This window comes from Paraglaciecola sp. T6c (assembly GCF_000014225.1).
In the GTDB taxonomy this organism is placed as follows: Bacteria; Pseudomonadota; Gammaproteobacteria; order Enterobacterales; family Alteromonadaceae; genus Paraglaciecola; species Paraglaciecola atlantica_A.
Map to the genome: position 1 here is coordinate 76,770 of NC_008228.1, position 21,561 is coordinate 98,330.

The 21,561-nt window shown below is 44.2% G+C and carries 19 protein-coding genes and 1 tRNA gene; 11 read left to right on the forward strand and 9 right to left on the reverse strand.

Annotation, left to right across the window (positions count from 1 at the left end; genetic code table 11):
- Positions 1 to 20 precede the first annotated feature (20 nt).
- From PATL_RS00360 to PATL_RS00370, 3 genes are read left to right on the forward strand one after another with little or no spacing between them, the layout of a single operon-like run.
- Positions 21 to 599 (forward strand): chorismate--pyruvate lyase family protein, encoded by a 579-nt coding sequence (locus PATL_RS00360; protein WP_011573009.1) that lies wholly within the window; start codon positions 21 to 23, stop codon positions 597 to 599.
- On the forward strand, positions 589 to 1,461 hold the full coding sequence (gene ubiA, locus PATL_RS00365; RefSeq protein ID WP_081429914.1) for a 4-hydroxybenzoate octaprenyltransferase: 873 nt from the start codon (positions 589 to 591) through the stop codon (positions 1,459 to 1,461). Before PATL_RS00360 ends, ubiA begins: the two co-directional genes overlap by 11 nt.
- A 37-nt stretch (positions 1,462 to 1,498) precedes the next feature.
- Entirely contained in the window at positions 1,499 to 3,445 is a 1,947-nt protein-coding gene (locus PATL_RS00370) for a methyl-accepting chemotaxis protein (RefSeq protein WP_011573011.1), read from the forward strand.
- Positions 3,446 to 3,450: 5 nt separating this feature from the next.
- On the opposite strand, the gene PATL_RS00375 is transcribed toward PATL_RS00370, so the two are convergent.
- The gene (locus PATL_RS00375; protein ID WP_011573012.1) at positions 3,451 to 3,702 is read right to left on the reverse strand and encodes a ubiquinone biosynthesis accessory factor UbiK; all 252 of its coding nucleotides are present in this window, start codon (positions 3,700 to 3,702) and stop codon (positions 3,451 to 3,453) included.
- A gap of 182 nt (positions 3,703 to 3,884) precedes the next feature.
- Between PATL_RS00375 and rep the strand changes: the two genes are divergently transcribed.
- On the forward strand, positions 3,885 to 5,900 hold the full coding sequence (gene rep, locus PATL_RS00380; protein WP_011573013.1) for a DNA helicase Rep: 2,016 nt from the start codon (positions 3,885 to 3,887) through the stop codon (positions 5,898 to 5,900).
- A 3-nt stretch (positions 5,901 to 5,903) separates the two neighbouring features.
- On the opposite strand, the gene PATL_RS00385 is transcribed toward rep, so the two are convergent.
- From PATL_RS00385 to mutY, 7 genes are all read right to left on the reverse strand, one after another.
- Positions 5,904 to 8,567: an EAL domain-containing protein gene (locus tag PATL_RS00385; RefSeq protein ID WP_041713105.1), complete on the reverse strand. Its 2,664-nt coding sequence runs from the start codon at positions 8,565 to 8,567 to the stop codon at positions 5,904 to 5,906.
- A 64-nt stretch (positions 8,568 to 8,631) separates the two neighbouring features.
- On the reverse strand, positions 8,632 to 9,006 hold the full coding sequence (locus tag PATL_RS00390; protein WP_049765922.1) for a c-type cytochrome: 375 nt from the start codon (positions 9,004 to 9,006) through the stop codon (positions 8,632 to 8,634).
- Between the two features lie 133 nt (positions 9,007 to 9,139).
- Positions 9,140 to 9,979: a DNA ligase gene (locus PATL_RS00395; RefSeq protein WP_011573015.1), complete on the reverse strand. Its 840-nt coding sequence runs from the start codon at positions 9,977 to 9,979 to the stop codon at positions 9,140 to 9,142.
- Positions 9,980 to 10,233: 254 nt separating this feature from the next.
- Positions 10,234 to 11,061 carry an alpha/beta fold hydrolase gene (locus PATL_RS00400; protein ID WP_011573016.1) on the reverse strand — a complete coding sequence of 276 codons (828 nt, stop codon included), beginning with the start codon at positions 11,059 to 11,061 and terminating at the stop codon, positions 10,234 to 10,236.
- Between the two features lie 756 nt (positions 11,062 to 11,817).
- A tRNA-Phe gene (locus PATL_RS00405) sits at positions 11,818 to 11,893 on the reverse strand.
- A 177-nt stretch (positions 11,894 to 12,070) separates the two neighbouring features.
- Entirely contained in the window at positions 12,071 to 12,343 is a 273-nt protein-coding gene (locus tag PATL_RS00410) for an oxidative damage protection protein (protein WP_011573017.1), read from the reverse strand.
- A gap of 113 nt (positions 12,344 to 12,456) precedes the next feature.
- Positions 12,457 to 13,521, reverse strand: coding sequence for an A/G-specific adenine glycosylase (gene mutY / locus PATL_RS00415; RefSeq protein WP_011573018.1), 1,065 nt, complete (start codon positions 13,519 to 13,521; stop codon positions 12,457 to 12,459).
- Between the two features lie 76 nt (positions 13,522 to 13,597).
- Between mutY and PATL_RS00420 the strand changes: the two genes are divergently transcribed.
- From PATL_RS00420 to arcA, 7 genes are all read left to right on the forward strand, one after another.
- The gene (locus PATL_RS00420; RefSeq protein ID WP_011573019.1) at positions 13,598 to 14,329 is read left to right on the forward strand and encodes an alpha/beta fold hydrolase; all 732 of its coding nucleotides are present in this window, start codon (positions 13,598 to 13,600) and stop codon (positions 14,327 to 14,329) included.
- A gap of 80 nt (positions 14,330 to 14,409) precedes the next feature.
- Positions 14,410 to 15,129: a tRNA (guanosine(46)-N7)-methyltransferase TrmB gene (gene trmB / locus PATL_RS00425; protein WP_011573020.1), complete on the forward strand. Its 720-nt coding sequence runs from the start codon at positions 14,410 to 14,412 to the stop codon at positions 15,127 to 15,129.
- Positions 15,129 to 16,160 carry a methyltransferase gene (locus PATL_RS00430; RefSeq protein WP_011573021.1) on the forward strand — a complete coding sequence of 344 codons (1,032 nt, stop codon included), beginning with the start codon at positions 15,129 to 15,131 and terminating at the stop codon, positions 16,158 to 16,160. Before trmB ends, PATL_RS00430 begins: the two co-directional genes overlap by 1 nt.
- A 118-nt stretch (positions 16,161 to 16,278) precedes the next feature.
- On the forward strand, positions 16,279 to 17,709 hold the full coding sequence (gene glgA / locus PATL_RS00435; protein WP_011573022.1) for a glycogen synthase GlgA: 1,431 nt from the start codon (positions 16,279 to 16,281) through the stop codon (positions 17,707 to 17,709).
- A 24-nt stretch (positions 17,710 to 17,733) separates the two neighbouring features.
- The gene (locus PATL_RS00440; RefSeq protein ID WP_041713111.1) at positions 17,734 to 18,054 is read left to right on the forward strand and encodes a hypothetical protein; all 321 of its coding nucleotides are present in this window, start codon (positions 17,734 to 17,736) and stop codon (positions 18,052 to 18,054) included.
- Between the two features lie 109 nt (positions 18,055 to 18,163).
- Positions 18,164 to 19,807: a sensor histidine kinase gene (locus PATL_RS00445; RefSeq protein ID WP_041713112.1), complete on the forward strand. Its 1,644-nt coding sequence runs from the start codon at positions 18,164 to 18,166 to the stop codon at positions 19,805 to 19,807.
- Between the two features lie 216 nt (positions 19,808 to 20,023).
- A complete protein-coding gene (arcA, locus tag PATL_RS00450; RefSeq protein WP_006993490.1) occupies positions 20,024 to 20,731 on the forward strand; it encodes a two-component system response regulator ArcA in 708 nt (235 codons plus the stop codon).
- A gap of 67 nt (positions 20,732 to 20,798) precedes the next feature.
- On the opposite strand, the gene PATL_RS00455 is transcribed toward arcA, so the two are convergent.
- A complete protein-coding gene (locus tag PATL_RS00455) occupies positions 20,799 to 21,302 on the reverse strand; it encodes an FxsA family protein (RefSeq protein ID WP_041713113.1) in 504 nt (167 codons plus the stop codon).
- Positions 21,303 to 21,561 lie beyond the last annotated feature (259 nt).

Below are 21,561 nucleotides of genomic sequence, written 5' to 3' on the forward strand. Positions count from 1 at the left end.
AGTTGATATTATGGTGAGTTATGCAAAAGACTATCTCACATGCTTTCCCTTTAGGCGACGTTACTTGGAGTAATCAAGGGCGGTTGTCGATCCCTAATGCTCATTTAGAAAGTTGGCTACTGAATACAGGCTCATTAACGCAACGCCTGCAAACGCGTTGTAACGACTTCAAAGTGCAGCTTGTTAGCCAGCGTCAGGAGTTAGCGACACCTGCAGAGTATATTCAGCTCGGCGTTTCTAAAATGTCTCAACAAAAAGAGAACTGGCAGGTCCGAGAGGTTATTTTACATGGAGATAATCAACCGTGGGTATTTGCCCGCTCGATTATTCCTCAAGCTTTGTGTGAGGCTGACTTTTTAGAGCTCGGTGATAAACCTTTGGGGCATTTAATTTTTAATGACGATCGCTTTAAGCGTCAGCCTTTTCAATTAATGTGCTTACAACCGGACGAAGCCTTTTTACACGAATACGGTTTGCCGCCATTAACGGAGATTTGGGGGCGGCGCTCGGTGTTTTGCTACCAACAATATGCCATGATGGTTGCTGAATTGTTTTTACCTAAGGCTCCGGCATACAGAGATTCAAATTTTGACCGATAAATTATTGAGTCGCTCGGTATTACAAGGCTTCTGGCTATTAATGCGAGCGGATAAACCGGTAGGGAGTTACCTGCTACTGTGGCCGACGCTATGGGCGTTAATGATCGCGGCACAAGGATTACCACCTTGGCATATTACCGGCATTTTTATGGCTGGTGTTTTTGTTATGCGCTCAGCAGGGTGTGTCATCAACGATTATGCAGATCGCAAGGTAGATGGCAAAGTTGACCGAACCAAAGCTCGGCCGCTAGTCAGTGGTGTAGTGACTGAGAAACAAGCCTTAGGGTTATTTGCGACTTTAGTCGGGGTGGCTTTTTTACTCGTACTGGCCTTAAATTGGCAGACCATTGTTTTGTCTTTAGGGGCGCTCGCGTTAGCCAGTGTTTATCCCTTTATGAAACGCTATACCCATTTCCCCCAGGTGGTGTTGGGTGCAGCGTTTGGTTGGGCAATTCCTATGGCTTTTATGGCGGTAACTGAGGCGGTACCCGCTATTGCTTGGTGGTTGTTTGCCATTAACGTCTTGTGGACTGTGGCTTACGATACCCAGTATGCCATGGTCGATAGAAATGACGATTTGCAAATTGGGGTGAAATCAACTGCGGTGTTGTTCGGTCAATACGATAGGTTGATCATTGGCTTGCTGCAACTAAGCGTTGTCGTGATGTTGTTAGGAATGGGCCAATACTTAGGTTTTACGCTGTCGTTTTACGTGGGAGTGTTGCTGGCCTCAGTGTTGTTTATCCATCAACAACGCTTGATTAGTGGACGTGCAAGGCAAGCCTGTTTTAGCGCGTTTCTAAACAATAATTATGTGGGCATGGCTATCGCCCTTGGCATAGCTGGACATTATTTTATGTAACTTCTTAATTGACATCACACGTACTGGAGATAGTGATATGAGTAACTTAGTGGGCACTATTTGCCATCCGGCCAAAACGTTAATGTCGCAATTTCGTTATTCAGTCAAATTTACCATTATCAGTTTTATTTTTCTGGTACCACTGATTTTAAGCTTAGCGTTGCTGCAATATGAGTATGGCGATGATATTCGTTTTATGAGCAAAGAACGCCAAGGCGTAGCGCTTGTTAGTGCACTGCAAGATGAACAACATGCATTGGCGGTGAGCCTCATTGATACCCATTCTTCGTTCACCACTTCCCTAAGCGATCATCAGGCATCTCTGAGCGCCTTGGCATCTAAGCGCGTGAATAGCGCTGCTGAACATTATCAACAAGCCTTGGAAAAGGCAGATTTGCAAGAGGCGATTAAATCTCTTGCTGGTTTATCTCAAGCGATTGCCGACGCCACTAACCTAGAGTTAGATTTGGCGTTGGATACCAGCTATTTGATTACTACCTTGGTGCGCAGCTTACCGTTAATGCAAGATCAATTGTCCATGACCGCCGCGTTAGCGTTAAAGGTGACTCAAGCCGGTAGCTTTACCCCTGATACCTACATTGGCTTGTCTAACGCAAATCAAAAACTACCTGTTATGCTAAAAGGACTTGAGCAAAGTATTCAAGTAAGTTTGCAAGCTAATCAAGAGATTGAAAAAACGGCAGGGGAGCAATGGTTATCGCTGCAGCGCAATTTAGTCGCATATCAGCGCACTGTTCAGCAGCAAATTCTTGATCCAGATAATATCAATATCGCTACCAATACGTTGCTTTTGTCGAGCACATCACTCAATCAGCAACTGAGTGACTTTGCTACTTCTCTCGTGCCGATCCTTGATGGTTTGCTGGAACACAGAATTGAGCAAGCGCAGTTTAAAAACAATGTGATTTTGAGCGTCTCAGTGATTGCGGTATTGCTAGCCGTGTATTTATTTATCGGCATGTATTTGTCCGTTACTGAGAACATTAAAAACGTAGTGCATGCGGTGCACAGTGTCGCTGATGGGGATTTAAGTTCAAGAGTCAGCGTGTCAGGCAAAGATGAAATGCGTGATATCGCCAGTGATATGAATCACATGACTGAGAACTTACAAACATTAGTTGCTCGCATCAGTGATGCGATAGATGCCCTGAGCCAATCTGCTCTAAATTTGAAAGGGATCACAGCAAAAACCAAAGTCGATGTAACGGAGCAAAAATCCGGCACCGAACTTATTTCTCACTCCATGACACAATTGACCGAAGTGGCACAAGCCGTGGATAACAACTCAGGTACTGCCACCGAATCAGCTGAGGTTGCCCACAATGAAGCGCAGCAGGGCAAGCAACTCGTTAGTCGCTTACAATCAGTGATGCGTGATATGCAAACGGAGTCTAGCCGCTCACAAGAAGCGTTAAATAGATTGGTGGAAGACAGCAAAAATATAGGTCAGGTATCCAGTGCGATTAACGGAATTGCTGAACAAACTAATTTACTGGCGCTAAACGCCGCAATCGAAGCCGCACGGGCGGGGGAGCATGGTCGGGGTTTTGCGGTCGTAGCAGATGAAGTGAGAACGTTGGCTCAACGCACGCAAGACCAAACGAATCAAATTCATGACATCATTAGCAAGCTACAACAAGCAACAAAAGACACCGAGCTGAGCATGGAGCAAAGCCGTGTTCAAATGGATGTCAGCGTTGAAGAAAGCGCTGTGGTTGAAGCATCCTTACAGCGTATCACTGAGGTGATAAGCACCATTAATGATATGAGCGGTGAAATTTCACATTTGGCAACACAGCAGTCTGACGTAACCTGCTCTGTTGCATCGCAAGTGGCCGAGATAACGGCGATTTCTGAGTCCACTATGCGTGGGGCTCAGGAGACTGAACATTCAGCAGAAGATTTACTCGTTGTGGTCAACAGCCTTAAAAACGAGTTGGGCCAACTACAAAAGGGCCGTTAATAGGCCTATTTTTCTTGTAGACTTTTTTCTAGCGCCTCAAGCTTAGCTTCTAATACGGCAAGCTTTTCTCTGGTGCGAATAAGTACATTGCTTTGAATCTCAAACTCTTCACGGCTGACAAAATCCAATTTGTTCAGCTGACTTTGTAAAACCTGCTTTACCTTCGACTCTGCACCTTCAGCCATGGTTTTTACACCAGGAGGAATAGCTTCGGTAATTTGTTTGGCAATATCCTCTAATTTTTTAGGATCAAGCATCGGTGGCTCCATGATAATGATGATGCCTTATTGTAGCGAATACCAAAGCGCTTAGCAGCATAAAAACGATACGCTCAGTTAATCAACTATCAGTTTTCATACAGACAGATTTTGTTGCGGATTATTCGCCTTCATAGGGGGTTTAATATTACAATTCGCTGCCCAATACAAAAGTGAATTGCATGAAACTCAACCCCGGCCAAAACGACGCGGTAAATTACATCTCTGGCCCTTGCTTAGTGCTGGCGGGCGCTGGTAGTGGTAAAACCCGTGTTATTACCAATAAGATTGCGTATCTAGTGCGCGAATGCGATATTCCTGCGCGCTATATCGCCGCCGTTACCTTTACCAATAAAGCTTCGCGAGAAATGAAAGAGCGTGTGGCGCAAACGCTTGGGCGAAAAGAAGCTCGTGGGCTAAAGGTCTCTACTTTCCATACTTTGGGCCTGAGAATTATCAAAACTGAAGTAAAAACCCTAGGCTTAAAAGCAGGGTTTTCCTTATTTGATGATAAAGACAGTATGGCGCTGCTCAAGGATTTGACCGATGTGGAGCTGGGCGGCGACAAAGAACAACTGCAACTATTGCAAAGCTGCATTTCTAATTGGAAGAATGATTTGTTGCTGCCAGAGCAATTACTTAAACGCACGTCCTCAGCGGGGGAAGCGGAGTTTGCTGAGTTTTACCAGCGTTATCAAAATCACTTACGGGCGTACAATGCGTTAGATTTTGATGATTTGATCCTGTTACCGACTTTATTGCTCAAGCACAATGAAACAGTGCGCCAGAAATGGCAAAGCCGAATTCGTTATTTGTTGGTGGATGAATATCAGGATACCAACACCAGTCAATACGAGTTAGTGCGCTTATTGGTGGGTCAGCGTGCGCGCTTCACCGTGGTTGGGGACGATGATCAGTCGATTTATTCGTGGCGTGGGGCTAGGCCACAGAACTTGGTGTTATTGAGCAAAGATTTCCCTGACTTGAGGGTGATTAAGCTTGAGCAAAACTATCGTTCATCAGGGCGCATTTTGCATTGCGCCAATATTCTGATCCAAAACAACCCGCATGTGTTTGAGAAGAAGTTATTCTCTGAATTAGGCTACGGTAGTGAGCTTCGCATCATCACTGCTAAAAATGAAGAACATGAGGCCGAGAGGGTGGTCGCTGAACTTATTGCTCACAAGTTTATGCAAGGTACAAGTTTCAAAGATTACGCCATTTTATATCGAGGAAACTTCCAATCTCGCTTGTTTGAAAAAGTCCTTATGGCCAACCGTATCCCTTATAAAATAAATGGTGGCACTTCGTTTTTTGGGCGGACTGAAGTGAAAGACATCATGGCGTACTTACGCCTATTGGTGAATCAAGATGATGATAATGCCCTGTTGCGCATCATCAACACACCCACCCGCGGTATAGGACGCGTCACGTTAGAAAAGCTTGGAAATTACGCGAACGAAAATCACATTAGTATGTTTGAAGCGGCGTGTTCGCCGATGTTGAGCACCGTGATATCCGGTAAGTCTCTTGAGTCGGTAGAGCGATTCGCCCGCTGGATAGTGGAACTGTCTGATGAAATAAAACGAAGCGACAGTATTGCAGCCATCCGCCAAATGATTAAAGACATGGGTTACGAAGAGTGGCTCTATGAAAGCAGTACCAGCCCTAAAGCGGCCGAAATGGGCATGGGCAACATCAGTACGTTATTTGGCTGGGTTAGCGATATGCTTGAAGGTGGAGAGCTAGACCCACCTATGAGCCTACAAGAGGTGGTCAACAGACTCATTCTGCGCGACATGATGGAGCGCGGAGAAGACACAGAAGAAACGGATCAGGTGCAACTTATGACGTTGCACTCATCTAAAGGGTTAGAGTTTCCTTACGTATTTATGGTGGGTATGGAAGAGGGGTTGTTGCCCCATCAAAGTAGTATCGATGAGGACAATATCGAGGAAGAGCGTCGTTTAGCCTACGTGGGGATCACGCGGGCTCAGAAGGAGTTGTTTTTCACCTTAGCCAAAGAGCGTCGCCAATATGGTGAAGTGATACAACCTGAGCCTAGTCGCTTTTTACACGAACTACCCGCTGATGATATTCACTGGGAAGTGAAGAAACCTAAAGTGAGCGCCGAGGCCCGCCAGCAAAAGGGCCAAACAGGCATTGCTCACCTGCGGGATATGATGAACAAAAAGTAAGCTCTAAATCGGCAGTGTTACTTGAGATGGGGCTTCTAAATAGGGTCCTTGACCCAATTGACAGCCAACTGAGCGCAGTAGGTCTACTTGCTCTTTGTCACTGATCCCTGAGACGATTAACCTAAAGCTGAGTTGTTCCGACATGGCGTATACGGATTGTATGAGTTTTAAATTTCGCTCTGATCTTGGGATAGTCTTCACAAAGCGATGATCGACTTTGACAAAATCAAACGGATAAGAATACAAGTAACTTAGCGATGCCAAGCCACTGCCAAAATTGTCCAGCACCAACTTAATGCCTGATCGTTTTAAATGCTTAATCGCTGGCAGACTAAATTGGGAGCGTCGATTTAAATCGTTCTCGTCAAACTCAAAAATTAGCCGCTTAGGATCAATTCCCCTATCCCTAATATCTTGAATAAGCTGCACAGCAGCTTCGCTATGGGTTAAATAATGGATTGATAAATTAACGGCTACTTTATAATACTCGTTGTTAGCATAAGAGGTCAGTGGCTGGCTCAACATCGCATACGCAGCTCTAAGCATGTAGTTGTCCATTTCAACCACCAGGCCACTATGTTCAGCAATTTGCCAAAAGCTGTCACGATCCATGATACCCAGTTTAGGGTGTACCCAGCGAACTCTGCATTCATCGTATAAGTGCGTACTATCTGTCATATTAAAGACTGGATGTGAGTAGACATCAAAGGCTTCATTTTTGAGTGCTTTACGAAATTCAGTTTCAATTTCTAACTCTTCAAGCAGCTTCTTGCGCATGGTTAAATCAAACACTACGTACTGACCGCGGCCTTGAGACTTTGCTTGGTACATAGCGGCGTCAGCATCTCGCACTATTTCACTCGCTGAGCGGTAACCACTTTCAAGGTATGCGATACCAATACTGGCGCCAGAGAAAATTTCTCGGCCATCTAAAACAAATGGTGTGGCAATTGATTCGATAATACGTGTAGAGATAATCTCAACGTCTTCTGGGGAGTCGAAATTATCCAGCAAAATCACAAACTCATCGCCCCCTAAACGAGCAAGCAAATCATGGCCTCGAATACAGTGGTTGATTCGACTAGCGACCTCTATCAAGAATGAATCACCTGCGTGATGGCCGATGGTGTCGTTAATTTGTTTGAAACGGTCTAAATCAATAAACACTACCGCAAAATTATTATGTTGATAGCGCTTCTTATTGGCCAAAGCCTGACTCAATCGAGCATTAAACATGGTGCGGTTAGGTAAATCTGTTAAGGCATCGTGATGAGCATCGTGTACCAGTTTCTGCTGAATGGCTTTGCGCTCTTCGATTTGCTTCTGTAGATATTGATTGGCTTTGTTAAGCTCTTCAGTGCGCTCTTTAACTTTCTCAGTAAGTTGCTGGTTATACGCCTGGATCGCGTCTGACGAGCGTTTACGCTCTAATGCAACGGCAATATGATGGGAAACAAAACGCAGCAGTTCCAGATCACGTAACGAGTAATGCTCAGTTTGGCTATAGCTTTGGATCGCAATAACACCCGATATCTCACCGTCTACCACAAGTGGAGAGCCTAGCCACGAATTGTTCTGTTCAATCATATTCTTGGCGGTAATGGCATCTATTTCATTATTTGCAGTGAGCTCTTTCACCTTAGAAGGGTTAATCAGCTCAGCACTGCCAGAGCGAAGCACGAATTCAGTGAGACCAAAACCGATTTCTCTTGATTCTATGACGGTGTTGATTTCATCAGAATAATAAGGAAATTCAAGACGGGTATTATCCGCGCTAATAGTGGCAATATAACAGTTGGGTGCACTGATAAGCCGAGCAATAATTTCATGCAATGAAGCGTAAAAATCCGCCATGTTGCCGTCTACCGAGGCTGACAACTCTGATATCTCGAACAGAGCATTTTGCAGCGATTCTACTTTTTGGCGCTCGTTAATTTCTTCTTGTAATTCTTCGTTAATGTTCTGAAGTTGCTTGGTGCGCTCACGAATAGTTTGCTCATTCATTTCGCGGCTTTTTACCCTGTCGACGGTATTAACGATATGCTGCGAAACAAACAGCAGAATGTCTAAATCTTCTTGGTTATAGCGAATAGATTTATCGTAACTTTGCACCACCATGGCGCCAATCACTTGGTTACCACGCTTTAAAGGTACGCCAATCCAATCAACAGGACCGGAACCTATCTGTTTTACGTTAATTTGATTGAGCTGAGTCTCGCGGGTTTCTTCAGTTAAAAATAAATAGTCACCGGTGCGTAACACATAGCCTGTAAAACCTTCCATTAATTCACTTGCGGGGATTTGACGCAACGCTACTTCGTCAAACTGGTCTACAAAATACACGAAGTCGACAACTTCATCGACTTGATCGTAGAACGCCACATAAAAGTTCTGGGCATTCATAAAGCGACCAATGATGTCGTGGATAGCGGGGTATAGACGTGACAACTCTCCTACTGAGCTCGCTAATTCAGAGATATCAAAAAGGGATTTTTGAATGGCTTCTGAATGCTTATATTTTTCAGTAAGTTGTTGTAATTGAGGAACTAATTCACGTAACTCTTCAATGGATAAGTTATCGGGAATATTGCTCATTTGAATATGGGTTGAGGACGCGTGCACAAACAGTCTATTTATAGTTATTTTTATGCGTTCAAAATAAACTATTCGTTACAAAAAGGCCACCCTTAAGGTGGCCTTTTTATGAACAAATTTTTACAAAAACAACTAATTACAGACCTTCTGTCATGTGTTCGATAGCTGCTTTTATCTCGTCATCTGAACAATCAGCGCACGTTCCACGAGGAGGCATCGCATTAATACCGTTAATGGCATTTTGCCATACAGTATCGAAGCCTTTTTCTAAGCGAGGTGCCCAATCAGCAGCATTTTGGAATTTTGGTGCACCCAAAACACCAGAGCTATGACACGCCACACACGCAGCTCCATAAACGTCAGCGCCAGAACGAGGTCCGCCAGCAGATGCTGTTTCAGCTTTGGCGCCGGCAACATGCACTTTGCCAACCGGGGCAATACGTGATTTTATTTCATCATCAGAGTTAACCGCTGCATTAGCTGTGAAAATCGATGCTAAGCCTAAAAACATGCACAATAAAAATTTACGTTTCACTATTTTCTCCACGTCAGGGATCACCCTGCTTATCGTTGCTGCTAAATAATCTGCTGAGATTATAACGACTAATTAAGTGTGAACAACCATTTATGTAATACGTAAGATTTTAATAGCTTGGTTTTTGGCGAATATAACTGGCGAATTTGGGGATCCCGTTAATGGTTAAATCGTAATATTTGAAAGTGATCACTGCCCCAATGGGCGGTGGTGACAAGCGTTCTTGATCAGAAAAGCCGCTGCCGATTTTAAATACTTTACCATTGCTCATTTGCACACGAATAGAGCCCATCATTCCTTGGTACTTGCCATTACCTGGTAAATGCGCCAACACTATGGCTTCAGCATCTTGATGCTTCTTAAGCTTTAACACATTGTCACTCCGTGAGGGCGTATATAGCGCATCTTCGTGGTGCAGCATTAATCCTTCGCCACCACCATCAATTACTTGATCAAGCAACTGCATAAGCGCTGATTTACTATGGAGCTTTTGTTGAGGGATGACTTGCAAGTGAGGTAGGTTCGCTTGTTGCACTAATACTTCCAGCATTCGCAAACGTTCACTAAAGGCGCCTGTAAACTCGGGTAAATCAAACAACATAAATTTTACCTCTCGCCAGTCATCCCCTGGCTCGTGGGTTAACACCACTGAAGCCGTTTTTTCAAAGCGTTGCCTGGCAATCCATAATTCACCATCAAAAATATGTTTGGGTAAGCCGTTGGTAAACCATTGCGGGGCAAATATGGGGTTACCCGTGCGTGTGAGTAGTCTACTACCATCCCAACGAGCCCGAATGCCGTCTAGCTTTTCACTCACAAGATAGTCAGAGACGTTAACAGCATCATTGAAACGATTGGCTAACTCGATTTCTGGCTTGGTTAAGGCAAGTACCGTAGAGCTGTGAATGCTTATTAAGAAAATTAAAATAGGGGGCGTGAACACTGACATAATGAGATCGCCTTTCAACAAAAATTAGCTTACAGCTTAGTTCATAAGTGTGAGCCATGATTTGTTGTCACAAAGGGCCTCGGAATTAAGGCTAATTACAGAGTCAAAGATCGAGGGATTGCCGGATATAGCACCAAAATAGGTAAACTAGTGACGGGCTAAAGTGGACTGTTGCCGGTAGGCCTATCGACTGTCATCGCGGCGCTCGCTCCGAGCCTTCGCTTGGAGCGAGTTATTGTGGCCTTCTAATCAGGTCAGTGATTTTCAGTTTGTTGCAAGAAGTCACTGATCAGTTTTGTGACCTTCTCCGGTTGCTCGTCAATAGACCAGTGGCCTGCGTTCTCCAACCATACTAGGGATGCATTAGGAATGGTCTGTGCTAATTGAGGAGCATATTCAGGCTTTTGAAAATTATCGTGATCGCCCCACAGTATTAGCGTTTTATGGGGCAGGTGTTTGAGCTCGCCCGCAATGGCTTGAGTATACTCTTTGTTAAGCCTTCTTAAATTACGAAACATGGCCGCTTTACCTTGATCGCTACTCCACTGGCCCACATACAAGCGAACCAGTTCTTCGGTCATTACACTTTGGTCATAGACGCCCTTAGGCAAGAAATCTTTCAGAATACTCACTAACTCGTCGGTAGTGGTTTTTTCCTCCACGCCGGGCTCTAAAAGAGGAGTAAATTCCGGGATAGGCCAGGAATCGAAACACACACTGTCTATTAGTACGATCGCATCCACCTTCTCCGGATGTTTAACGGCCATAAGCTGAGCTACACCACCGCCGATGTCGTGGCCGGCGATATTGGCACGTGAAATCCCCAGCGCCCCCATAAATTTACTCATGATCCTGCTCTGAGCATTTATAGAAACATCAGTGTCTTGTGGCATGTCTGACTCACCGTAATTGAGCAAATCGGGTGCTATTACTCGATACTGGGAGGAAAGTTGTGGCATAACGTTTCGCCACAACGTCCTGTTCGTCGGTATACCATGGAATAACAACAATGGAGTACCTTCTCCCATTTCTTCATATGCTATTTGATGTCCTTCAACGGTAACGTATTTTGTCGTGCTCATATTAGCTTCTCCTTTTAGTCAAAATTCGAGATGGCACTTCCTCTTTCTAAATCTTCGTTCCTTTTCACCAACTGAGCTAACTAACGCAGCGTTATTCCGCATAAAGCCAACTTAGAATGAAGTGCTTGAAACTTACCTAAACAGACAAAGCAAATTCCATCCCAATAAGCTCGGATGAATGTTTGTCTGTAACAGGTCGCCGCTGTTAATTATTGTTAAACCTTGGGAGGGCTTGCCGTAGCTGGTTGGAGGAGGTACCCGAAAGAACGTGATTATTTTACTCAATAGTGGAAAGGCTGTGTGTGGGGAAGGTGAGCGGTAAAGACGATCGAGAAATTAAGGACATTCAAGAGAAATAATTACATTGCTCTACATCATTTCGCTGCTCCCTGTGACAGACCAGTTTTTTTGAAATATGGAAGGTTGATGAGCGTTCCGTCTTGGTACGACCAAAAATAAAAAAAAGCCCCAACGGACGACGTTGAACTAATGAAAAAGCGCGACGATGCAAAACGCGCAAGAAAAGACGAAAAAGTATAAAAACGTGAAAGTCTAGAGGAGCATGGCGGTGTGGATGTAACATCCCATCCATAGTGTTTGTTACCAGCCCTGCCATCCTTGCCAGCTCGTTCTGCCAGATGCTGCTGCGCAGCTAAAGAGACTGGCTTTACCCCAGTCGCGGTACCCGCGTTTTGAGACTATCTAAAAACAAAAAAGCCCCAACGGACGACGTTGAGGCTTTTTCGTTTTTAATAATGGTGCCCAGACGCGGAATCGAACCACGGACACGAGGATTTTCAATCCTCTGCTCTACCAACTGAGCTATCTGGGCAAATCTGTTAACGTTGCTGGCTTGTGCCTGCTTCGTTGTGGGTGCGTATTAAACGGATTCTCGGCATTCAAGTCAACTACTTTATGCGATTTATTTTCGCTTTATTGACTGTTTGCTTGAAAAATGTGCACCACTGGTTGAGTTGCGCACGATTTTATCGAAAATCCACATATATGGTTATGATTTTGGCGGAACGTAACCTTCAATATCAGGCTCTTTTCCTTCGAACAAATACGCCTGCATTTGTGTTTCAAGGAAATTACGTGCAGTGGGCTCCATCATATTTAACTTTTTCTCGTTAATTAGCATAGTTTGTTTCTTTTGCCACTCAGTCCATGCTTCTTTGGAAATATTGTCGAATATCTTTTTACCGAGTTCACCTGGGTAAAGTTGAAAGTCTAAACCGTCAGCTTCTTTGTTTAAGTGCTGGCAAAATACCGTTCTGCTCATGCTAATTCTCACCTTGTGTATGAAAAGCCAGCTAATACCGACCTTGTTTCGCGCATTCTAGCAAATTCAACGCTGCGTGCTAAGCAATGTATCGCGTTGATTCAACATGCTCTTTAAAGTTGGGTCTGACATACCGTAAGTAATTTTTTGGTGGGGGCCGCTAAGCCAACATTGGGTTGATTGAGTAAGTCATACCAGATTTGCTGCTTCTCATTAATCTGTAATGATGTAGGTTGTGCAAGTTGCAAAATAACAGGCTGAATATCCAAATGAAAATGGCTGAATGTATGGCGAAAAGGCTCAAGCGTAACGCGTGTATAATCGCTTAGTCCTAGTTGCTGAGCCGTCTTGTCTAGTGCTTCTAATGTGTCGGCTTCATAAAATCCCCACAACCCCCCCCACAAGCCTGTGGAGGGTCTTTGATAAATCAATACCTGAGACTGCCACATAGGTATGAGCATGACAGTAGTGCGCACTGGAATGTCTTTTTTAGGCTTTTTGCCGGGTAATTCACTTTGGCGACCTTGGGCGAAAGCCAAACAGCTTTGTTGTAAAGGGCAGTTATCGCATTTTGGTTTACTGCGAGTGCAAATAGTGGCACCCATGTCCATCATCGCTTGTGTGTAATCACCGGTACGTGAGCTTGGGGTAAGCGAATCGGCGTATTGCCATAGCGCTTGTTCAACGTCTTTTTTACCCGGCCAACCATCAACTGCAAAATAGCGAGCTAACACCCGCTTCACGTTGCCATCTAATATGCTGTGATGTTGCCCGCAGGCTAATGACAGAACTGCACCAGCAGTAGAGCGACCAATACCTGGTAAAGCGACTACATCGTTTATGTCTGGCGGAAAAACTCCACCATACTCATCTCGAATAACTTGTGCTGCTTTTTGTAAATTTCTGGCGCGAGCGTAGTAACCTAAACCCGTCCAGTGGTGCAATACTTCATCTTGCGGGGCATTGGCCAAGCTTAAAATGTCAGGGAAGCGCAGCATGAATTTTTGATAATAGGGAATAACCGTTTTGACTTGGGTTTGTTGAAGCATAATTTCTGACACCCAAACAGAGTAAGGGGTTTTCCCTTGCTGCCAGGGTAAGTCTTTGCGACCATGGCTATCAAACCAAGTCAATATTCGGTTTGCAAAAGATGATGTTAGCTGAGACTGAGATTGCACGGGTTGATATACTGCTTATGCACTTTTAAGTTATGCCTTGATCATACCTCAATTACAGATAAATGGTTCATTTGAAATGACAACAACTCTTCCCCCAGTGGCATCCCCAGTGACTCTTGAACAACCAGTGATTTTTTATCCCGGCACCTTGTGTGATGAGCGAGTATTTATGCCTTGCTGGCGGGCCATTGATATTCCTAAACGCGCGTTCGTACCGCTGCAATGGGCTGAATCTTTGGATCAAATGTTGGCGCTGAGTCGCGACCGTTTAGATTACTTTGATGAACCCGTACATTTGGTTGGTTTTTCCATGGGCGGTTACGTCGCCGCATTAACGGCCTTAGAGCAACCTAACAGAGTCGCCTCACTGACATTGATTGGCAGTTACCCTGGCCAATTTAATCAGCAGGAACGCCAAGCACGCAACAGCATCATTCAGGCAATAAAGAATAAAAAATATCAGGGCATGAGTGACAGCCGCTTGAAGCAATTCGTATTCTCCATAGATAATACCCAAGTTGTAGACATCATTAAGTCAATGGAAAGCGATTTAGGACCTGCTGTTTTGGCCGCACAAATGGCGGCGTTGAGTGAGCGTGAAGATTTAACAGCCCGTCTAGCAAACGCCAATTTTACGCTACATTTGTTAGTGGGTGAACAAGATAAAATAGCGCCACCTAGCAAGATAACAGCTTTGGGCGAGGGTTTAAGTGACAGTCGCCTGCATATTTTTGACGACGCCGCACATATGTTGCCTTTAGAGCAGCCTGCAGCGCTGGCCCAGTATTTTGCTGAAAATTTCAGCTAAATTACCCTTATAGCCTTGCAATACCTGTAGTGGGCGGCATAATGCGCGGCTGCTAAGTACAGCGAGATACGAGAAGAATCATGAGCCAATTTAAATCCAAAGAAGAAGCAGCCGAATCCGGCGTTTATATCCGTAAAATCCAGAGCTTTGTTAAGCGCGAAGGTCGTTTAACCAAGGGCCAAGAAAAGGCAATTGAAAGCAATTGGGAAACCATGGGCTTAGAGCATAAATCTGGTTTGCTCGATATGAACGAAGTGTTTGGTCGCACGGCACCAGTGGTGTTAGAAATTGGTTTTGGTATGGGCAAATCATTGGTCACTATGGCAAAAAATGAGCCCGACAAGGATTTTATCGGCATTGAAGTGCATCGCCCGGGTATTGGTGCATGTTTGGCTGACGCCCAAGAGCAAGGTGTCACCAATTTGCGTGTTTATGAACATGATGCTGTTGAAGTCTTGGCTGATTGTATTGCTGATGGCAGCTTAAGCCGCATGCAGTTGTTCTTTCCAGATCCTTGGCACAAAAAGCGTCACCACAAACGCCGTATTGTTCAGCCTGAGTTTGTTGAAAAATTACGCGGTAAATTAGCGATTGGCGGTGTCTTTCACATGGCGACAGACTGGGAAAACTACGCAGAGCATATGCTAGAAATCATGGCGGTCGCGCCGGGTTATAAGAACTTGTCTTCTACCAGTGATTATGTGCCACGCCCAGAGCAACGGCCGTTGACTAAGTTTGAACAGCGCGGCCATCGTTTAGGTCATGGTGTGTGGGATTTGATGTTTGAGAGAGTCGCATAATGTTAAGTGCAGCAAGCCAAGTATTATTGCGTAGTGAAGAGCTACTCGAGCAAGGAAAATGGTTGCTTGTAAATCCCACCGATGGCCATGTTTTTTCAGCGCTTTCGAATCCAGAGGTTTATGGTTTTCATCAGTTTTTTGATATTTATGAGCAAAGTATTGCATCGGCGAAAGCGCAAGGGCGCGACACTCAGCATCAATTTGTAGCTGCATATGATACTGATGCCTCGTTTGATGGTGCAGTATTGTATTTACCCAAAGCGAAAGCTCATGGGCAAATGTTGCTCGCGAATATTGTGGCGTGTTTGAAACCTGGCGGTACCTTGTTGGTGGTAGGTGAGAACAAAGGTGGTATCAAAAGTGCGGCTAAGCTTTTAACCCCATACTCAGATAATGTGAATAAAATTGACTCTGCTCGTCACTGCGCCATGTTTGCCGCTGTGGTTGATAAACCTGTTGCGTCATTTGATATCACAAAATGGCAAGATGTCTCAGAACACCAAGTCGCTGATATTAGCTTTAAAGTGTGCTCATTGCCGGGGGTATTCAGTCATGGTGAATTGGATACAGGTACGCAATTATTGCTTGATAACATCGACAGGGTGGTGTCAGGTCGTATTTTAGATTTTGCTTGCGGTGCGGGTATTATCGGTTGCTTCGCGGGCCTTAAAAATCCACAAGCTCAGGTCGTGATGAGTGACGTGAGTGCATTAGCCATATATTGCTCGCAGAAAAGTGCTGAGTTAAATGGTGTAAAAGCACAGGTTATTCCCTCAAACGGGCTTGGTGCATTAACGGGTAAATTTGCCCAAGTCTTTACCAATCCACCGTTTCACACGGGTATTAAAACAGATTACTCGGTTACGGAGGGTTTTATGCAGCAGCTTAAAAACCACTTACAAGACCGAGGCAGTCTGATTTTGGTGGCCAATAAGTTTTTGCGCTACGCGGATGAACTCGACAAACAGTTCAAATCCGTTCAGACGTTAACAGAAACGACTAAATTTAGTGTTTATTGTTGTCGTCGTTGATTGCAGTTATATTAATGCGTTAATAGAGCAAGCATGTGTCTTTGAGTCCACGTTAATCAGTATCGCTATGATTTTCCGATAGGGCAGTGAATCGAGAAACCAATGGGGTATAGTGTTGATGAAAGTATTATTCGTTGTATCTGAGGTTGAAGATCTGGTTAAAACGGGTGGGCTGGCAGATGTCGCTAAAGCGCTCCCCATTGCATTAAGCGAAATGGGCCACGAAGTGTGTATTGTTATGCCTTACTACAAAATGTTGGCAGAGCAACACCCCGGTGAAGACTGCGCTGAGCCTCAGGCACTTTTTGCCAGCCGCAAACCCTACGATTTTACGATTAAACGTCTACAGATTGGCAATGTGCCTGTTTACGCAATAGATTACCCAGCTTACTTTGCACGTGATGGGTTATATTCTGATAGCTATCACGCTTATCCTGATAACGCTGAGCGTTTTGCTTTTTTTGCCCAAGGCGCATTACAAGTCGCTAAAGCGTTAGATTTCCAGCCAGATATTGTGCATTGCAACGATTGGCATACGGCGCTAACGCCTTATTTTATGAGCATTGATGACAGTGGTTTCTTTGATCGAAGTCGCAGCATCTTTACTATTCACAATGGCGCATATCAGGGCACACATCGTTTTTCAGATATTCCTTTTTTGCAGCCGCATTATTTACTTCATTCGCAATTAGACGGTGATGCGTTGAATTTTGTACGCATGGGTATTCGCTATGCGCATAAAATTAATGCGGTGAGTCCAAATTATGCTCAAGAACTGTTAACACCTTTGGGCTCGCATCATTTGTACCATGAGTTTCAGCAGCGCCGGAATGATCTAAGCGGTATTCTAAATGGTTGTGACTACACCCAGTGGGATCCCATCAATGACCCGCATATTATTCAAACCTATACCGCTGATGATATGAGCGGTAAAGAGAAGTGCAAAATTGATTTACAGCGAGAAGCACAAATACCGCAAGATTTGGGTATACCGCTGGTGGGCATGGTCTGTCGATTAACTGAACAAAAAGGGTTTGGCTACATACTACCTATGCTTGAGCAACTCATGCAGCATAATGTTCAGTTGGTGATTATTGGCACTGGCGACCCGCAAATAAGCCATACATTGCGCAGTGTTGCACAGCGACACCCAGAAAAGCTCGCGTTTATCGAAGCATTCAGTGTACAAAAAGCCCATATGCTCGAAGCGGGCAGTGACTTTTTCTTAATGCCATCATTATTCGAGCCTTGCGGCCTAAATCAAATGTATAGCCTTGCCTTTGGTACCTTGCCAATTGTACGTGGGGTTGGAGGTTTAAAGGATACTGTTACTGACCTTGCAGATAACCCAGAGCAAGCAACTGGCTTCGTGTTCGAGCATCCAGACAGCGACGCCTTGCTTGCCTGTATTCAACGCGCGCTATTGTTCTACCGTGAATATCCAGAGCGTTTTAAAGCTACGCAAATGCGTGCCATGCACAGCCGATTCACTTGGCAGCAAGCTGCCCAGCAGTATTTAGCTTTATACCATGAAGCAATTGGCGGTTAATGCTGAGTGAGGCGCACGAGAGATATGTTTTTTAGGGGCATTTGGGGCTTGGCTGTAGGTATGCTGTTTGCCGTAAAATTGCAGGCAATGCCCGAACAATGTTTGCAATCGAGTGCGCGGGACGAGGCTTGCCCGCACCTGATCTACAAGAAATCACCTGTCGATATAAAAAAGCTAAGCGTGAAATCTGGTGACATGATTTGTTTATGTTTGTCAGATCTGCCTGATGTGCGAGGGGCATCGGAAAAAGATCTACGCAGTCCAGAATTACAGGTAACCCTAAGCCGATTTGCAAATGATTGGGGTTTGTCTGAATCAGAATTGTTACTTCTGATACGAAAATAGAAACGCAGTGGGAGTAATAAAGTCCCCTCTAATAAGATTAACTGTTTCATTTTTCACTGGTTTAGCTCAATATGTTGCATAGACTCTGCTAAGGTTTCATTTTTAAAATATGCATGCTAAAAGTAATTTTTTGTCTATTAAAAGCCTAATTATTTGGGTTGTAATGGCGATTACCTCGTTAGCATTGCTTTTGGCAACCTGCATCAATTTATACGGTCAAATCAGCAGCTACCGTCTTCAACTCATCAACAACGTCAACATCTTTTCCGAGCTCATCAGCCGTAATGCGGTTGCCACAATCGAAGATGAGCTCAATTTCAATGAAGAGCGTAATCTCAGCACACTCAGTGCATCGGATATATTAGAAAATGTGCATATTTATCGCTTTGTGGAAGACGGTAAATTAGAATTTTTCGCCAGCTACAACAAAGACGGTGTCGCCCCTGTAAATGCCAAATTTGATCGTATTGAAGCACTATCTCAAGCGGCTATTGATGGCAGTACCGTTGAGGTGATACGTGAAATTAATCGCGATGATGGTCAGTTATTAGGTTATACCTATGTGCGCGCTTCAGCTGATGGCCTTGAGAGATTAATTTCTCGCTCAGTAGGTATAGCGGTGGGCGTGCTGCTTTTGTCTTTACTACTGTGCTTCTTGCTCACCTTAAAGTTGCAGAACACGATCACCGCGCCGATCCGCAATTTAGCACACTTGGTGCAACGCATTTCTCGTCACAAAGATTATTCAGGCCGAGCTCAGCCGAGCAACATCAAAGAACTGGATATTCTCAGCGATGCATTTAATGCCATGATGCAGCGCACTCAAGAGCATCTGCAGCGGCAAAATGAGGCTGAAGAAGAGCACAGACGACTCAACAGTAGCCTCGAGGAAAAGGTCACTCAGCGTACGCTTGCTTTAAAAGAAGCAAACAACGAACTCATTCAAACCTTAGAGAAACTGCATCAATTTCAGCGTCAAATGGTGCAGAACGAGAAAATGGCTTCCCTTGGAGATATGGTGGCGGGGGTTGCTCACGAGGTAAACACACCTATTGGTCTTGGTGTGACTGCGTCAACGATGATGCTCGACCGCTTAGCGGGCATGCAGAAAGACTTTGAGAATAAAACGCTAAAAGCCAGTTCGTTATCCAAGTTTATCTCAGAAGGCCAAGAAAACCTCAATATCATCTATCGCAACTTAAATCGAGCGGCGGAGCTGATATCTAGCTTTAAGCAAGTTGCGGTAGACCAATCATCAGAGGTCGACAGGGTTTTCTCATTTTCAAAACTGATGGATGAAATTTTGTTATCCATGCGCCCAAAACTGAAAAGCATGAAGCACGTCATTCATGTCGAATGTCCTGAAAATTTATATATTGAGTCTAAAGCGGGCCCAATTAACCAGATTATGATCAACTTGATTATGAATTCCATTATTCACGGCTTCGAGAACAAAGACCAAGGCGAAATTAACATCAAAATCAGTTTGATTGCCGAGAAAAAAATCAGCGTAGTATTTTCAGATGATGGTGCGGGTATCCCCGAGTATTTACGTAAGCGTATTTTTGATCCCTTTGTCACCACCAAGCGTGGACAGGGCGGGAGTGGCTTAGGTATGCATCTGGTGTACAACTTAGTCACTCAAGCGCTAAATGGTTCAATAGCTTTAACCAGCGAAGAAGGGCAGGGGGTCGAGTTCACCATCTTGTTTCCGGTAAAAAAAGCTACCCAAACGTTGGCGCGCAAAAACTAATCAGCTATTTTGTGTTTGCAATTTTCATTTATATCCCCACATACTTTGCGTAGTGGAAAATATCTTCAATACAACGGATGTAGTCATTTTTCGGCATATTATTTGTCGTGTTTGGCGGGTTGTTTGCATTAGCTAAAATTTAATCTAGATAAAACCCTGATTTTTAGATATTTTCTGATAAACTTTTATCCATATTTTTAACATGGTGTGAATACGATGCTGACGCCCAATATTTTGATTGTAGAAGATGAAGTTGTTACTAGAACAACCCTCAAGAGCCTGTTTGAAGCAGAAGGCTATAATGTGTTTGAAGCCGAAAACGGTAGCGAAATGCATGAGTTTTTTGAAAATCACGCAATAAATTTAGTGATCATGGACATTAACTTACCGGGTAAAAATGGTTTGATTTTGGCCCGTGAAGTACGTGATCGTAAAAATATCGGTCTAATCTTTTTAACCGGTCGCGATAACGATGTTGACCGTATATTAGGTCTTGAAATCGGCGCAGACGATTATTTAACTAAACCGTTTAATCCGCGTGAGTTGACCATTAGAGCCAGAAACTTATTAACGCGTACATTGAACAACGCAGAAGACGACGACTTGCCAAGTCGAGTTAGCTTTAACGGTTGGACACTAGATGGCGACAGCCGTAGTTTGATTTCTCCTAGTAAGAAGGAATTCAGACTACCACGCAGTGAATTCCGTGCGTTGCATTTATTCTTAAGCAACCCGGGCAAAATTTTAACTCGTGAACAGCTGATTATGGAAATGACAGGTCGTGAATTACGCCCGAATGACCGTACTGTTGATGTCACCATTCGCCGTATCCGTAAGCACTTCGAATCAGAAGTAAATGCTGACGAATTGATCGTGACTATTCACGGTGAAGGTTACCGTTTCTGCGGTACCGTTGACGTATAAGTCACAACAACTCAAACACAAAAAAAAGCGGCTTAAGCCGCTTTTTTTATGTCTGTTACATGAGTATCTAGTCCGGTTTGTTAAGCCTTTCTGACTCAGGCTTAATTTCATCTTTGCGCTCGTATTCGCCTTCAATGATATCGTCGTTCGAGGATTGGCGACTGTCAAAGCCTTGTCTAGACTGCCCCGCAAAACCACCTTGTGCTTGATTAACCACCTGTACTGATAATTTTGCCAGCAAGCCTTTAGCAATCAACGGTCGGGTCATAGGTAGGCAGAATAAAAAACCCAACGCGTCAGTGACAAAACCAGGCGTAACAAGCATGACACCTGCAATGACGAGTAATAAACCTTCGGCGACTTCTTGGCCCGGGATCGTGCCCTGTTGCATTTTTTGTTGCGCATGAATTAATGTACTGACGCCCTGTTGGCGAACCAAATACGAGCCTATCATAGCGGTGGCGACTACGATTGCGACTGTGTTCCAGCCGCCAATTTGCTCGCCTACACTGATCAAGAGTGATATCTCAACGATAGGCAGCAAAACAAACAATAAGAATAATTTACCCAAAACTGTCTCTTTAATTACTTTATGAATGAATATAATGGCGTCGAAAGGCCGATAACCAAGGGTAACAGTGTTACAAAGTATGGCAACTGCTCTTTGTTGAGGGTCTTAATGGTAAGCTTTGAAAGATGATGACATTTTTGAAAGACATCTATTACTAATTAGGTCTATATTGGCCTACCGTAGGGTCACTTAATATTGTATTAAGTATGTTACCTTATTTTATTTTTTAACTGTTGAACTGCAAAAAAGAAGTCGTTTT

Coding starts and splice junctions, on each gene's coding strand:
- PATL_RS00360 (WP_011573009.1), top strand. CDS start 21: ATGCAAAAGACTATCTCACATGCTTTCCCTTTAGGCGACGTTACTTGG.
- PATL_RS00370 (WP_011573011.1), top strand. CDS start 1,499: ATGAGTAACTTAGTGGGCACTATTTGCCATCCGGCCAAAACGTTAATG.
- PATL_RS00375 (WP_011573012.1), bottom strand. CDS start 3,702: ATGCTTGATCCTAAAAAATTAGAGGATATTGCCAAACAAATTACCGAA.
- rep (WP_011573013.1), top strand. CDS start 3,885: ATGAAACTCAACCCCGGCCAAAACGACGCGGTAAATTACATCTCTGGC.
- PATL_RS00390 (WP_049765922.1), bottom strand. CDS start 9,006: ATGTTTTTAGGCTTAGCATCGATTTTCACAGCTAATGCAGCGGTTAAC.
- PATL_RS00395 (WP_011573015.1), bottom strand. CDS start 9,979: ATGTCAGTGTTCACGCCCCCTATTTTAATTTTCTTAATAAGCATTCAC.
- PATL_RS00400 (WP_011573016.1), bottom strand. CDS start 11,061: ATGAGCACGACAAAATACGTTACCGTTGAAGGACATCAAATAGCATAT.
- PATL_RS00410 (WP_011573017.1), bottom strand. CDS start 12,343: ATGAGCAGAACGGTATTTTGCCAGCACTTAAACAAAGAAGCTGACGGT.
- PATL_RS00420 (WP_011573019.1), top strand. CDS start 13,598: ATGACAACAACTCTTCCCCCAGTGGCATCCCCAGTGACTCTTGAACAA.
- trmB (WP_011573020.1), top strand. CDS start 14,410: ATGAGCCAATTTAAATCCAAAGAAGAAGCAGCCGAATCCGGCGTTTAT.
- PATL_RS00430 (WP_011573021.1), top strand. CDS start 15,129: ATGTTAAGTGCAGCAAGCCAAGTATTATTGCGTAGTGAAGAGCTACTC.
- glgA (WP_011573022.1), top strand. CDS start 16,279: ATGAAAGTATTATTCGTTGTATCTGAGGTTGAAGATCTGGTTAAAACG.
- PATL_RS00440 (WP_041713111.1), top strand. CDS start 17,734: ATGTTTTTTAGGGGCATTTGGGGCTTGGCTGTAGGTATGCTGTTTGCC.
- PATL_RS00445 (WP_041713112.1), top strand. CDS start 18,164: ATGCATGCTAAAAGTAATTTTTTGTCTATTAAAAGCCTAATTATTTGG.
- arcA (WP_006993490.1), top strand. CDS start 20,024: ATGCTGACGCCCAATATTTTGATTGTAGAAGATGAAGTTGTTACTAGA.